9 protein-coding genes are annotated in these 13,171 nt (G+C 62.9%); 2 read left to right on the plus strand and 7 right to left on the minus strand.

Annotated features, from left to right (window positions below; all coding sequences use genetic code 11):
* Positions 1-500: 500 nt before the first annotated feature.
* From ACTHNE_RS16295 to ACTHNE_RS16305, 3 genes are all read right to left on the minus strand, one after another.
* Positions 501-1,283 (minus strand): AcvB/VirJ family lysyl-phosphatidylglycerol hydrolase, encoded by a 783-nt coding sequence (locus ACTHNE_RS16295; protein WP_440269802.1) that lies wholly within the window; start codon positions 1,281-1,283, stop codon positions 501-503.
* Positions 1,280-3,883, minus strand: a complete 2,604-nt coding sequence (gene mprF, locus ACTHNE_RS16300) for a bifunctional lysylphosphatidylglycerol flippase/synthetase MprF (RefSeq protein ID WP_324945424.1) — start codon at positions 3,881-3,883, stop codon at positions 1,280-1,282. The genes ACTHNE_RS16295 and mprF overlap by 4 nt, the downstream gene beginning before the upstream one ends.
* Before the next feature lie 280 nt (positions 3,884-4,163).
* Positions 4,164-4,778, minus strand: a complete 615-nt coding sequence (locus ACTHNE_RS16305; RefSeq protein WP_440269803.1) for a hypothetical protein — start codon at positions 4,776-4,778, stop codon at positions 4,164-4,166.
* Between the two features lie 536 nt (positions 4,779-5,314).
* On the opposite strand from ACTHNE_RS16305, the gene ACTHNE_RS16310 reads away from it, so the two are divergent.
* Positions 5,315-8,575 carry a TonB-dependent receptor gene (locus ACTHNE_RS16310; RefSeq protein WP_440269804.1) on the plus strand — a complete coding sequence of 1,087 codons (3,261 nt, stop codon included), beginning with the start codon at positions 5,315-5,317 and terminating at the stop codon, positions 8,573-8,575.
* 135 nt (positions 8,576-8,710) lie between these two features.
* Here ACTHNE_RS16310 and queF read toward each other — a convergent pair whose 3' ends face one another.
* The 3 genes from queF to ACTHNE_RS16325 form a co-directional block, all read right to left on the minus strand.
* Positions 8,711-9,535 (minus strand): NADPH-dependent 7-cyano-7-deazaguanine reductase QueF, encoded by an 825-nt coding sequence (gene queF, locus ACTHNE_RS16315; protein ID WP_324945433.1) that lies wholly within the window; start codon positions 9,533-9,535, stop codon positions 8,711-8,713.
* A gap of 222 nt (positions 9,536-9,757) precedes the next feature.
* Positions 9,758-10,147 carry a RidA family protein gene (locus ACTHNE_RS16320; protein ID WP_324945436.1) on the minus strand — a complete coding sequence of 130 codons (390 nt, stop codon included), beginning with the start codon at positions 10,145-10,147 and terminating at the stop codon, positions 9,758-9,760.
* Positions 10,148-10,158: 11 nt separating this feature from the next.
* Complete coding sequence (locus tag ACTHNE_RS16325) at positions 10,159-11,151, minus strand: aldo/keto reductase (protein ID WP_324945439.1); 993 nt, start codon at positions 11,149-11,151, stop codon at positions 10,159-10,161.
* Between the two features lie 110 nt (positions 11,152-11,261).
* Here ACTHNE_RS16325 and ACTHNE_RS16330 point away from each other — a divergent pair, with 110 nt between their 5' ends.
* Entirely contained in the window at positions 11,262-12,161 is a 900-nt protein-coding gene (locus ACTHNE_RS16330; RefSeq protein WP_324945442.1) for a LysR family transcriptional regulator, read from the plus strand.
* Positions 12,162-12,287: 126 nt separating this feature from the next.
* Here the strand turns inward: ACTHNE_RS16330 and ACTHNE_RS16335 are convergent, their stop codons facing one another.
* On the minus strand, positions 12,288-13,037 hold the full coding sequence (locus ACTHNE_RS16335) for a glutathione S-transferase family protein (RefSeq protein WP_324945445.1): 750 nt from the start codon (positions 13,035-13,037) through the stop codon (positions 12,288-12,290).
* Positions 13,038-13,171: the final 134 nt, after the last annotated feature.

The raw sequence follows: 13,171 nt of genomic DNA on the forward strand, positions 1-13,171 counted from the left end.
TGGAGGAATGGTCATGTCGATGGTGGCGCCGGCGTGCGATGCGTCGCGTTTGCAGAAAGCTGCTGCTACTCGCAGATGCGTCGATGCATGTGTTGAAACATGCAACTGGCAGGCGTTGTTGCGGCGGAGCCGAACTGCAGTGCAAACGAGCCCCTCTCCCCCCGGGATCCGACTAGCGTCGAATCTCAGCTCGCCGGAACATGTTCCCTCCCCTGCGTGCAGGGGAGGGTTAGGGTGGGGTTGCGCGAACTTGCCGCACAACATGGATTCATCGCGAGGTTGCTTGACCCCACCCCAGCCTTCCCCTGCACGCAGGGGAGGGAGCCATTATTCGCACAGCTGAGATTCGACGCTAATCAGATCCCAGCGCGGGCCACGCAAATCACGCAAATAGTGTAAACAGGCCCTAAGAAAGTTATTTGCGAGTTGCTAATGGCGAGGTGCTACTTACAGTCATGGCTTGTTGCCACAAAGGCCGCGTTGAATCCGCATCAACCGAATCAATGCGCCGGCGCATCACTGGGCAACTCCGCGATCATGTGCACCGCAAGCCCATCGTAGTTGTAGTCGAAGTGATGATCGCCCGGCATGACATGCACGTTGACCCACTTTGGCAAATGCGGATCGTTGCACACGGTGTCATCGCTATCGTCGCGGCCGTAGTAGCACACCACGGGCGGCTGGCCTTGCAGCGCCTGCAACGGCGGCAGGGCAGGATAGTGCGGCACCGGGTTGAACCATTGCTTGACCTTCTGCAGGTGCGTCTTCAGCCAGTTCTCGCGCACCATGATGTAGTCCTCCATCTCCACCTCGAAGCTCACGTCCGTGCTCGGCGACAGCAGCACCATCTGCGTGATGCGCGCACGGTTGGCCGGACTGAGCTTGTTAACCACGGTGGGCAGGATGTCCGCGCCGAAAGAGAAACCGATCAGCCAGACCTTCTGCTTGTGCCATTGCGCGGTGTACTGCGTCAACAGCGCGTCCAGGTCGCGTGCGGATTCGTCGGCGCTGCGCAGGCGCCAGAAATAGTCCAGGCAGCTGATGCCGAGCACCGGCACGCCATGTGCCTGCAGGCGCTTGCCGAGCTGCTGATCCAGGTCGCGCCAGCCGCCGTCGCCGGAATAGAACACCGCCAGCACACCGTCGTGCCCGGCCGGCGCCGCCGCGGTGGGCATCAGCTTGACGGTGGCGTGTTCCAGCGTGGGATGGGGAAAGGGCTTGAAGATCACCAGCACGGCGATGACGGCCACCACGACAACCACTGCAACAACACGCCATTTCATCGACGCACGACTCCGCTTAAGCCGCCCGAGATCAGGCTGGCAACATTGGTGAGCACCACCGGCAACGCGATACCGCCCGGGGCCGCCAGATAGCGCGGCTCCCATTCCGGATCGAACTTGTCTTTGTAGCGGTGCAAGCCCTGGAAATTATAGAAGCGCTCGCCACGACCGAAGATGAGCGCGCCGAAGCGGTTCCACAGCGGCGCCTGGCGGCGGCTCTGCAAGCCCGACAGCGGCGCCATGCCGAGGTTGAACCAGCGATAGCCGTGCGCCTTGGACCACTGCATCAGCTCCACGAACAGGTAATCCATCAGTCCGGGCGGCGCGTCGGGCGCATAGCGCATGAGGTCCACCGAGGCTTCTTCCATGCTGTCGGTAAGGAACAGGTTGGCGAAGGCGACGGGCTTGTCTTCTTGCCACACCACCGCCATCGGCGTGCGTGCGAGATAGGTTTCATCGAAGGCGCCGAGCGAAAAGCCTTTTTCGCGTACGCGTTTTTCGCGCAGCCATGCATCCGAGATCGGCTTCAATTGCGGCAACAGAGCTGGCACCTGTTCGATCGGCAAGATTTCCAAGCGCAGGCCTTCGCGCACCAGCTTGTTCACCGTATTGCGCAAGACCTTTTTCGATTTGCCGTCGAGGTTGAATTGCTCCAGTCGTACGCGTGCTTCTTCGCCGATCTTGAGCAGGCTCATGCCCACTTCCAGGTACAGGTCCAGATCGCCGGGATTGACCTGGTAGAACACCGGCCAGCCGCCGGCGCGTTCGCAACGCTCGCGGAAGGTCCACACCAGTTCCTGCCGCGCGCGATCATCGTTGCCGACCGGATCGCCCATCGCCACCCAGCTGCGCCCTTCGATGCCATACATGATGAAAGCCTTGCTGTCCGGATCGAACAGCAAGCTCTTGTCGCCCATCAACGCCAGATGTGCCTGGGCGGATTGGAATTGCTTGATCAAGGGCAGCGCGCGCGCCAGGTCCGCTTCATCGGGCAAGGTGGGGCGCTGGCGCGCCGAGCGGATCAGGCTGGTGAGCGCGAACAGCAACGCCACCCCGGTTGCGCCGACCAGTGCGCGCAGCGCGCGCGGCGCATTGCCGTGGTAGAAACTGAATTGCCACCACAGGTCGTTGCGGTATTCCACGTGCTGATAGCTGAAAAGCACCAGCCACACCGTGCAGCCCAGCACTGTCGCGCAGGCCAGCACCCAGCCGAACGAGAAGGTGATGTCGAACATCGACGCGCGTCGATAGAACAAGCGATGCGCAGGCGCCAGCGCCACGGCGAGCAGGATCAGCAGCGCGGCTTCTTCGTAATCGATACCCTTGAGCAGCGAAGCCACTGCGCCGGCGAGCAGCAATACCAATGTCAGCCAATACGCGGCATCCAGGCGGCGCTGCAGGCCGCGCGCGAGGATCAGCAGCGACATGCCGATCACGCTGTTGAGGAAATGCGAGATCTCCATTACCGGCAGCGGCAGCAGATCGCTCAGCAGTTCCAGGCGGCCCGGCAGCACGGCGGTCGCGCCGGAGAACAGCAACACCGCGCCGGACACCAGCGTAAGGCCGGCGAAGAACGGCGGCAGGATGCCGTTGAACCATGGCGAAAGCAGCGCAGCCTGGCGCAATCCGCGCGCTTCGCGAATCACCACCGCAACGGTGGCCGCGCATAGCGGCAGCAGGTAATACACGCCGCGGTAGGCCGCGAGCGCACCAAGAATCGGCGCGGACAAGGTCTGGTTGCCGGTGGCGCCGAAGCCCGCAAGCATCACCGCTTCGAACACGCCCAGGCCGCCGGGCACATGGCTGATCAGGCCGGCGATCTGCGCCAGCGCGAAGATCGCCAGGAACGAACCGAAGTGCAGTTGCAGCGAATCGGGCATCAGCGCATACAGCACCGCGCCGGCCAACCCCCAGTCGAGCGCGCCGACGAACACCTGGCGCAGGCCCACCGACAGTGGCGGCAGGCTCACTTTCCAGCGCCACAGCTTGAACGGGCGTCGGATCAGCGCGCCACCGGCCAGCCACAGCAAGGGAATCAAGGTGAGACCCACGCCCAGCAGCAATCGCATATGCGAAAGCGGCAGGCCCAGCGGAATCGGCACCAGCAGCAGCGTCACGCCGGTGATGGCGAACAGGCCCAGCCAGAAGCTCAGCGTGCAATACAGCACCACCTTGGCTACATCCAGGGTCGACAGGCCGGCCTGGATGTAGAAGCGGTAGCGGATCGAACCGGACACCAGCATAGCCATGCCCAGCGTGTTGCTGAAGGCGTAACTGATGAAGGAAATCAGCGCCACGCGCGACCTGGGCAGGGTGCGGCCGATCGCGTTCAGCGCGAACAGGTCGTACAGCGGCATCACCGCATAACCAAGCGCGGTCAGCACGATCGCCTGGCCGATGCGCCCGCGCCGCAGCCGATGCATGTATTCGCCGACCTGGTGATAGCTCACCTCGCCGGCCAGGCGGTACAGCGCCCACAACGCCAGGCATAGCATCAGCACCGACAGTGCCGGACCGGCGAATCGACGCAGCCATACCGGACCCGTCCGGGCCAGGGCGTCTTCTTGGCTAAGGACTTCGGCCCCGCCTTGTTGCTCCACGCTGCGATTGCCTCTCAGGTCCTCAAGCCGCGAATGGTGCCATAGGTGGTATGACAGCCAGTAATTTCTTTCGTCGTATCGCCGCACGTGGCGGCGGCGTGCGTGATGGCGGCACGAACTGCCGTTTGTGCCTGGCGCCGATGGAAAAGCGTAAATCGTCGTCCCGGCGAAAGCCGCGGCGACGGGACGGGCTCTCGCAGCGGGTGTTCCGTCTGCCGCACGCCATCAAAACAAAGGGCGCTCCAGTGTGGAGCGCCCCGCATGCATCACGTTGCTGAGCTCAGCTCTTCTTCACTTCGAAATTCTTGCTGGCGGCCGGCTTGCCGTCGAGCGAGATGTCCACCTTGTACTTGCCTTCCGGCCACAGGTTGGGGTTCTGCACGCGGAAGGTGGTGGTGGCCGGGCCGTCGGCGATGATCGACTGGCTGGTGCTGGTCACCACCTGGCCGTTGCCTTCGAGGTAGCTCCATTTCGCATTGAGCGTGGCGCCCGGCGTGCTGCCGGTGGTGTCCACGCTCACGTAGATGGTCTTCTGGCTCGGAGAGAAGGTGGTCACCTCCTTCTTCACCTTGTGGTCGCCGGTGACCGCGTCGCCCAGCGTGATGGTGTTCACCTGGAAGCCTTCGGCTGCAGCCGGTGCGGCGGGCGCGGCAGCGGTGGTGGTGGCCGGAGCCGGGGCAGCCGGTGCGGGCGCCGCGGCAGTGCCCGGATGCGCCGGCGCGGCGGCGGTGGTGCTCGGCGACGGCTGCGCCGCGGTGCTGGCCGGTGCCGGTGCGGTGCTGGGGGCAGCCGGCTGGTTCGCGGGCTGCTGCTCGTTCTTGCCACAGGCGCTGAGCGCCAGCAGGCCAGCCAATGTCACGCAGTAAAAGGCGGCGGAACGTGCGGAAAGTTTCATGGGCGGATTCCGAAATGAAGAAGTAGCGTTACCGGCAGACCGGCGTCTTAAGGCAGCTGCCAAGGCTAGCGCCCGCGATCTGAAGTGCCGATGACCGGGGGCGCAGAGTGTAACCGCTAGGAACCTCTGTGGACGCGCTGTCCAAGGGGGTTGATGCTCATACTGCGAAATCAGGACGCCGAGGTTGAAATCACGCTCAAGCGGCCAGCCGTTCCGGCGCGCCGGCGACGGTGCGCATCACCATCGCGCCGTGCAACGCAGTGTGCGCGACCGACATTCGCGCTCGATTCGGAACGGCGACTACAGCTCCCCCTGCGAAGCAGGGGAGGGTCGGCGACTCGGCCGCGAGATACGGCCCTCTTCAGACAAGCTAACGACTTTGTCATTTTCTTGCGGCAATATCTTACGGTCCCGGCCGACCCACACATGACAACCGGCCGCGGGTGCAGGGACCACCAGCAAGTGCTTCGCCTTTGACGCCTTTTATCGGGAGAGGCGCTTTCGTGGCTCACAACAATTACTGGGGATTTACATACATGACGACGGCTCGACCCACGCGGCTTTCGCTGGCCATTGCCTGCCTTTTGCTGAGCACGCCTGTTCTGGCGCAGAACATCACCACTTCCGGCATGAACGGGCGCGTGGTGGATGGTGCCGGTCATCCGGTGGCCGGCGCCACGGTGACCATCGTGCACGAGCCTTCGGGCACGCGTAAGGACGTCACCACCGATGCGGATGGCCGCTATACCGCGCAGGGCTTGCGCGTGGGCGGACCGTTCGAGATCACCGCCAGCAAGGCGGGCGCCACGACCGCCGAAGCGCATGATGTGTATCTGCAGCTGGGCCAGGCCTCGTCGATCAACCTGGTGATGGGCGCCGAGCAAGCCAAGAACGCCACCACGCTGGCCGGCGTGACGGTCAAGGCGTCGGCCATGGCGCAGATCTTCAGCAGCGAAAACAAAGGGCTGGCGACCAACCTGTCGCAAGCCGAACTGCAGGCCAAGCCGCTGGGCAACCGTTCGATCGACGACATCGTGCGCCTCGATCCGCGCATCCAGGTGATGGACCAGGGCGTGGGCTCGTTCTCCGCCGCGGGCATGAACAACCGCTACAACCTGCTTTCGGTGGACGGTGTGCCGCAGGGCGATCCGTTCGGCCTCAACGCCAACGGCCTGCCGTACCTGAAGTCGCCGATCTCGCCCGAGGCGATCGCCGAATACAACATCGCCACCGCCAACTACGACGTCGCCTCCGATACGGTGGGCGCGGACGTGAATGCGGTGACCAAGTCCGGCACCAACCAGTTCCATGGCGCGGTGTATTACTCCTATCGCAATGCCAATCATCTGGTGGGCGACGCCGGCTGGTTGCCGAGCAGCAATCCGGGTTATCACTATCACGGCTACAGCAACGACTGGACCGGCGGCCTCAACGTCGGCGGCCCGATCGTGAAGGACAAGCTGTTCTTCTTCGTGTCGGCCGAGCACGAACGCACCAACGGCATCGGCGCCGATTCGGCCAATGGCCTGGATTCCAGCCTGGGCAATGGCGCGTCCACCAGCAACAAGGTTTCGCCTGGCGATCTGCAGAAGGTGATCGATATCGCCAACCGCCTGGGCCTGAAGCCCGGCGTGTTCGGCGGTACCTCCGGTTTGACGTATGACGACAAGCGCTACCTGGGCAAGATCGACTGGAACATCAGCAACAACCATCGTGCCAGCTTCGTCTACCAGCGCACGCGCGAAAGCCAGCCGGCCGTCGGCGGCAACGGTCCCAACAGCGTGGGCCTGAGCAGCTACACCTATACCAAGGCGATCAGTACCGACAACTACGCGCTGCATCTGTTCGACGATTGGACCGACAACTTCTCCACCGAAACGAAGATCGCCTGGCAGGACTTCACGCAGGCCACCACGGCGCCGGTGCAGCAGCCGGCGGTGGCGGTCAACCTGTCCAGCAACGGCCGCGGTCCGGTGGTGAACCTGGGCGAAGAACAGTTCCGCCACTACAACTACATCAACACCAAGACCTTGCTGCTGTATTGGGCCGGCACGTATGTGCTGGGCGATCACAGCTTCAAGGCGGGCTTCGATTACCGCCGCGAGAAGATCTACAACCTGTTCGGCCGCACGCAGTTCGGCCAGTACACGTTCTGGGGCCTCAACAATTTCGCCGCGGGCAATTACGCGCAATACACTTTGTTCCATCCGGCGCCGGGCTATGCCTTGAACGATATCGCCGGACGCTGGACGTACGGCCAGTTCAGCCCGTTCGTGCAGGACACCTGGCAGGTCAACGATCAGTTGTCGGTGCAATACGGCCTGCGCGCGGATATCCCGCATGCCACCGGCACGCCGGCGTACAACGCCGGCTTCAGCCAGACCTTCGGCTACGCCAACAACAGCACCATCAGCAGCCGCAGCACCCTGATCGAGCCGCGCCTGTCCTTCAATTACTTGTTCAACAGCGAGCTGCGCACGCAGTTGCGCGGCGGCATCGGCCTGTTCCAGACCACGCCGCCGGTGGTATGGCTGACCAATCCATACCAGAACAACGGCGTGACGTTGCTGCAGTACCAGTCGTTCAACCCGGCAGCGGCGCCGTTCAGTCCGGATCCGCATGGGCAGAACATTCCGGCCGGCGGCGGCGCCGGTTCCATCGACGTGGTCGATCCAAACTTCAAGATGCCCAGCGCATGGAAGTTCAGCCTGGCGCTGGATCGCCAGTTGCCGTGGTGGGGCCTGATGGCCAGCGCGGAATACGAACACATCCAGGTGAAGAACGGCATCCTGTATCAGGTACTGAATATCGGCGCGCCCACCGGCACGCTGCCGGACGGCCGTCTCGAGTACTGGCGTACGCCGGGTGAAGCAGGCAAGCCGGCCGATGCGCTGGCCAACCAGAACCGCGCGTTCAGTCCTGCATCGACCTTGCTCACCAATACCAACAAGGGGTCGTCCGATTCGATCACCTTGGCCTTGAGCAAGCCCTTCAATGCCGATCTCTCGGGCACTTTGTCCTTCAGCTACAACCGCGCGAAGGATGTCGATCCGGGCACCGATACCATTGCCATCAACGGCTATTCGCGTATCGCGCGCGTCAATCCGAACGCGACGGACAGTGCGCCGTCGAACTACCAGACCGGCAAGAGCGTGAAGCTTGCGCTGGATTGGCAGCACGCGTTCTTCGGCGACTACAAGAGCAAGGTCTCGCTGTTCTATTCCGGCCGCGACGGCAATGTGTATACCTGGGTGTTCGGCAACGACGCCAACGGCACCAATGCACCGGGCCTGGCGATCGCCGGTTTCGAACCGGTCTATATCCCGGCGGTGAACGATCCGAAGGTGGCGTTTGCGCCGGGTACCAGCGCACAGACGATCCAGCAGTTCCAGAACTTCATCAGTTCGGATGATTATCTGAGCCATCACCGTGGCGAAATCGCCAGCCGCAACGCCACCCGCACGGCATGGTTCAACCAGCTGGACATGAGCTTCGCGCAGGAAATTCCCGGCATCTTCCCAGGCAACAAGGGTGAGATTCGCCTGGATATCTACAACGTGCTCAATCTCCTGAATTCGGATTGGGGCCAGCAGCGTACTACCGGCATCTATCCGACGCGCACGCTGGTCAACTACGCCGGCGTGAATGCCAAGGGTCAGTACGTTTACAGCCTGCCTACTGACAAGAGCGGCAACTACCAGGCGCAGCCGCTGCAGACCTATGACGGTGGTTTCTACGATCCGAGCCGTGTGGTGTCGCGCTGGTCGGCGATGTTGACGGTGCGTTATACGTTCTGATGTTGCTTGAATGCCGTCGCCCCGCTTTTCGCCGGGACGACGGTTTCTCTGCGAGTGTAGGCTGGGATGCCAATCCCAGCTTTCCGATAGCTTCGTGGTGCTGGGATTGTCATCCCAGCCTACGGACATCGCGATTTATTGGCGAGCACCGCGCATGTTGCCCGGCGCCGCTTGCTCGGTGCTGCGAAACGGATTGATATCCAGCCCGCCACGACGCGTGTAACGTGCGTACACGCTCAGCCGCTCCGGCGCGCAATGCTTCATCACGTCGACGAAGATGCGCTCCACGCATTGCTCGTGGAATTCGTTGTGCGTGCGGAACGAAACGAGATAGCGCAGCAATCCTTCGCGATCGATCGGTGCGCCGCGATAAGCGATCTGCACGCTACCCCAATCGGGCTGGCCGGTCACCGGGCAGTTGGAGCGCAGCAGGTCAGAGACTAGCGTTTCCTCGATGATCCCCGCGCTTGCATCGGCTTGCAGGTATTCCGCTCGCGGCGGGCCGTAGTGATCGATCGCCACCGGCAGACCATCGATCGATTCGCCGGCCAGATCGGCGAATACATGTTGCGCGGCGCGCGGTGAGCGAATCGTCACCGTCACCACCGCGCCAGCTGCGCGTGTGAGGTCTTGTTGCAGCAGCGCACTCAAGGCCGCCACGTTGGCCAGCGGTTCCTGCGCGAAACCGTTGAGATACAGCTTGAAGGATTTGGATTCGATGATGTTCGGCGAATGCGCCGGCACGTGGAATTCCGCCACGCCGACCATCGGCTTGCCGTGCATATCCAGCCACGACAATTCGTAGGCATTCCAGATATCCACGCCCTGGAACGGCAGCGGTTCGTGCACGCCGATCTCGTCGCGCTTGAGCTGGCGGGGGATCGGGAACAGCAGGGAGGGGTCGTAGCGGTCGGCGTAGACGGTGTGCTTGCCAAGGGGGGAGTGTTCGGGGGTGGTCATGGGGGCATTGTAATGCCTGAGATAGCCTCCTTTCCTTGGGAATTTAGGTGGACCTCACCGTCATTCCGGCGAACGCCGGAATCCAGTCTAAATATGCGTCCGAAGGACACAAAACCGGGTTTGAGTGCTTCGCACAACGTGTTTGAACTGGATTCCGGCGTTCGCCGGAATGACGATCAGGCGAGGTCTATTTTCACGGAGGAATGTGGATACCACGCACCTTCACTCACCACAAACCGCAACAGCCTCCACCTCCAACCACACCGACGGATGAAACAACTTGCTCACCTGCACCGCCGAACTCGCGCAGACATGTTCCTCGTCGATGAACCGATTGCGCACCTCCCGATACGCCGGCAGATCGCGCGCGATATCCACGAAAAAGGCGGTGAGCTTCACCACCCGGCCGAACCCGCTGCCGCCAGCGGCGAGCACTTCGCCGAGGTTGACGAACACCTGTTCGGCCTGCGCACGAAAATCGCCCACGCCCACCAGTTCACCGGCCGAGCCCAGCGGCACCTGGCCCGACACGAACAGCAACTGGCCAGCACGGACACCCGCATGGATGCCCGGGAAGGCGAACACGTTTTCCGGCTGGATGCGCTGGATCATGTCCATGACCGTTAGCGTCCGATCGTCGCCATGCCGGCTGGCGCATAGCGTGCGCCGGCGACGGCTTCCGGCGGAAAGATGCGGTCGATCGAGGCCAGTTCGTCTTCGCTGAGCCTGACCTCGAGCGCACCGATGTTTTCATCCAGGCGTGCGCTCTGGCGCGTGCCCGGAATCGGCACGATGTCCTGCCCTTGCGCCAGCAGCCAGGCCAATGCGAGTTGCGCCGGCGTGCAGCCTTTCTCCACCGCGAGGGTCTCCACCTGCTTCACCAGCTGCAAATTGCGCGCGAAATTCTCGCCCTGGAAGCGCGGGTTGGTGCGGCGGAAATCGTCTTCGTCGAAATCCTCCGGCCGCGTGATCGCGCCGGTAAGAAAGCCGCGGCCCAGCGGCGAATACGCCACCAGCGCAATGCCCAGCTTGCGGCACAGCGCCAGCGTGCCGTTCTCTTCCGGATCGCGCGTCCACAACGAAAATTCGTTCTGCAGCGCGCTGATTGCATGCACCTTGCTGGCGCGTTCGATGGTCTCGGCGGAAGCTTCCGACAAACCCAGGTAACGCACCTTGCCGGCCGCCACCAGTTCCGCCATCGCACCGACGGTTTCCTCGATCGGCACATTCGGGTCCACGCGGTGCTGGTAGTACAGATCGATGTGCGCCACGCCCAAACGCTTCAGGCTGGCGTCGCAACTGGCGCGCACGTACTCCGGGCGGCCGTTGACGCCGCGCCTGGACGGATCGGACGGATCGCGCTGGATGCCGAACTTGGTGGCCAGGAACACCTGCCCGCGGCGGCCCTTGATCGCCTTGCCGACCAGTTCCTCATTGGTGTAAGGGCCGTACATGTCGGCCGTGTCCAGCAGGCTCAGGCCGCGGTCCAGCGCATGGTGGATGGTGGCGATGGATTGCGCATCGTCGCGCGCGCCATAGAAATCACTCATGCCCATGCAGCCGAGGCCGATGGCGGAAACCTTAGGACCGTTCTTGCCGAGTGTGCGTGTCTGCATGATGTCGCCTCGTGGGGGATGTGGTAGAGCAGCAACGCATCTTCGGCCGATGCGATGTTGCGATAAATGCTCAATAATGGACTTCACCATTTCATCGAGATCAACAATCCGTGGATCGCCTCGACGCCATGCGCCTGTTCATGCGAATCGTGGATCTGGGCAGCTTCACCGCCGCCGCGGATGACCTCAACCTGCCGCGCGCCACCGTTACCCACACCATCAAGCGGCTGGAGGCGCGGCTCGGCGCGCAGCTCTTGCAGCGAACCACGCGCCGTGTGCGCGCCACGCCCGAAGGAGAGGCGTATTACAGCCATTGCGTGCGCCTGCTGGCCGACGTCGATGCGGTGGAAGCGGATTTTCGCCAGGCACGGGAGCAGCCGCGTGGGCGGCTGCGCGTGGATCTGCCGGCGCCGGCCGCGCGCATGTGGTTGATTCCTTCGTTGCCGGCGTTTTTCGCGCGTTATCCGTTGATCGAGCTGGACATCGGCACCGGTGACAACTTCGTCGACCTGCTGCGCGAAGGCGTCGATTGCGTGTTGCGCGTGGGCACGCTGTCCGATTCAGGCCTGGTCGGCCGGCGCGTCGGCAGCCTGGAACAGGTCACGGTCGCCAGCGCGGACTACGTGCGCCGCCAGGGCATGCCGCGCAACCTAGCGGATCTGCAGAACGGCCACTACGCGGTGAACTGGGCATCGCCCACCACGCACCGCACCGAACCCTTGGAGTTCATGGTTGGACGCAAGCGGCGCGAAGTGATGCTGCCCGGCCGCGTCACCGTCAGCGGCACCGAGGCCTACCGCGTCTGCTGCGAAGCGGGCCTGGGGATTGCGCAGTTTCCGCGTTATCACACGGCCGATGCGATGGCGAACGGCAAGCTCAAGGAAATACTTCCCACCATGCCGCCGCCATCATTGCCGGTGACGGTGCTGTATCCGCCGCACCGGCAGATGCCGGCGAGGTTGCGCGTGTTTGTCGATTGGCTGGTGGAAGTGATGGAGAAGCAGTTGTAAAACGTACCCTCTCCGCTCATAGCCGTCATTCCCGCGAAAGCGGGAATCCATCTTCGCCTTCGCACTAGAGCGAAATGGATTTCCGCTTTCGCGGGAATGACGGCCGTGGAGATTGCGTGTAAGCGGTTACCTTCGCGGCAAACCATGCCGTGGTGCATGCGTGCCCATCGTCTCTTTCGTAAGCGGCGCCCCTGCCGCGGCCAGCGCCTCGCGCTGCTGCGCCAATGGAATCCTCAGAATGCTTTCCTCCAATTGCGCCAGCTTCTGAAACGCCGGCAACGCAAGCATCCGCTGCACGAACGCGGCCGTGCGCGGCCAGCGCTGCGCATCCACCGCGTAGCGCACGAACGAGGCAGTGCGAAAATAGCAAGCCAGGCTGATATCGGCGATGGACAAGTCGCCGAAAATGAAACCCTCAACTGGCAATTGTGTTTCCAGGTAATCGAGCGCGGCGGGAATTTCCACCTCGCGTGCACGCTGCACGATGGCCTCGTCGGTGGGTTCGTGAAAGATGTGCTTGCGGATCGCCACCTGATAGAACAGCCGCCAGATCAGCACATCCGCCAGATGCGTATCGGCATATTCCTCCAGCCACCTTGCCTTTGCGCGCTGCGCAATGTCGGCCGGATAAAGCGCCGGTTGTGCATGCTTGTCTTCCAGGTACTGGCAGATCACCGAGGAATCGTTGAGTACCAATTCGCCGTCGATCAGTACAGGAATGCGGCGCAACGGGCTCACGCGGCTGAAATCGTCGTTGCCGATGAAGGGCGTCATCGGGTCGATCCGGTAGTCGAGCCCCTTGAGCTCCATGCACACCAGCACTTTGCGCACGTAGGGGGAAATGTAGTTGCCGATGAGGGTGTAGGGCTGCGACATGCGATGTTCCGGGGCGTCGTGGGCGCCAGGGATTTTGCGGCTTGTGGCTCTCCGTGGCGAGCAGGGGCGTAGGGCTTTTGGCAGGGGGCGCCGGCCCCCGCGCGCACTACGATGAAAGGTGGTGACAAGATAGG

Source organism: Dyella sp. (assembly GCF_051954575.1).
Classification (GTDB): Bacteria; Pseudomonadota; Gammaproteobacteria; order Xanthomonadales; family Rhodanobacteraceae; genus Dyella_B.

Excerpts from the sequence above, each read along its gene's own strand:
- ACTHNE_RS16295 (WP_440269802.1), bottom strand. The coding sequence starts at position 1,283 with ATGAAATGGCGTGTTGTTGCAGTGGTTGTCGTGGTGGCCGTCATCGCC.
- ACTHNE_RS16305 (WP_440269803.1), bottom strand. The coding sequence starts at position 4,778 with ATGAAACTTTCCGCACGTTCCGCCGCCTTTTACTGCGTGACATTGGCT.
- ACTHNE_RS16310 (WP_440269804.1), top strand. The coding sequence starts at position 5,315 with ATGACGACGGCTCGACCCACGCGGCTTTCGCTGGCCATTGCCTGCCTT.
- queF (WP_324945433.1), bottom strand. The coding sequence starts at position 9,535 with ATGACCACCCCCGAACACTCCCCCCTTGGCAAGCACACCGTCTACGCC.
- ACTHNE_RS16320 (WP_324945436.1), bottom strand. The coding sequence starts at position 10,147 with ATGATCCAGCGCATCCAGCCGGAAAACGTGTTCGCCTTCCCGGGCATC.
- ACTHNE_RS16325 (WP_324945439.1), bottom strand. The coding sequence starts at position 11,151 with ATGCAGACACGCACACTCGGCAAGAACGGTCCTAAGGTTTCCGCCATC.
- ACTHNE_RS16335 (WP_324945445.1), bottom strand. The coding sequence starts at position 13,037 with ATGTCGCAGCCCTACACCCTCATCGGCAACTACATTTCCCCCTACGTG.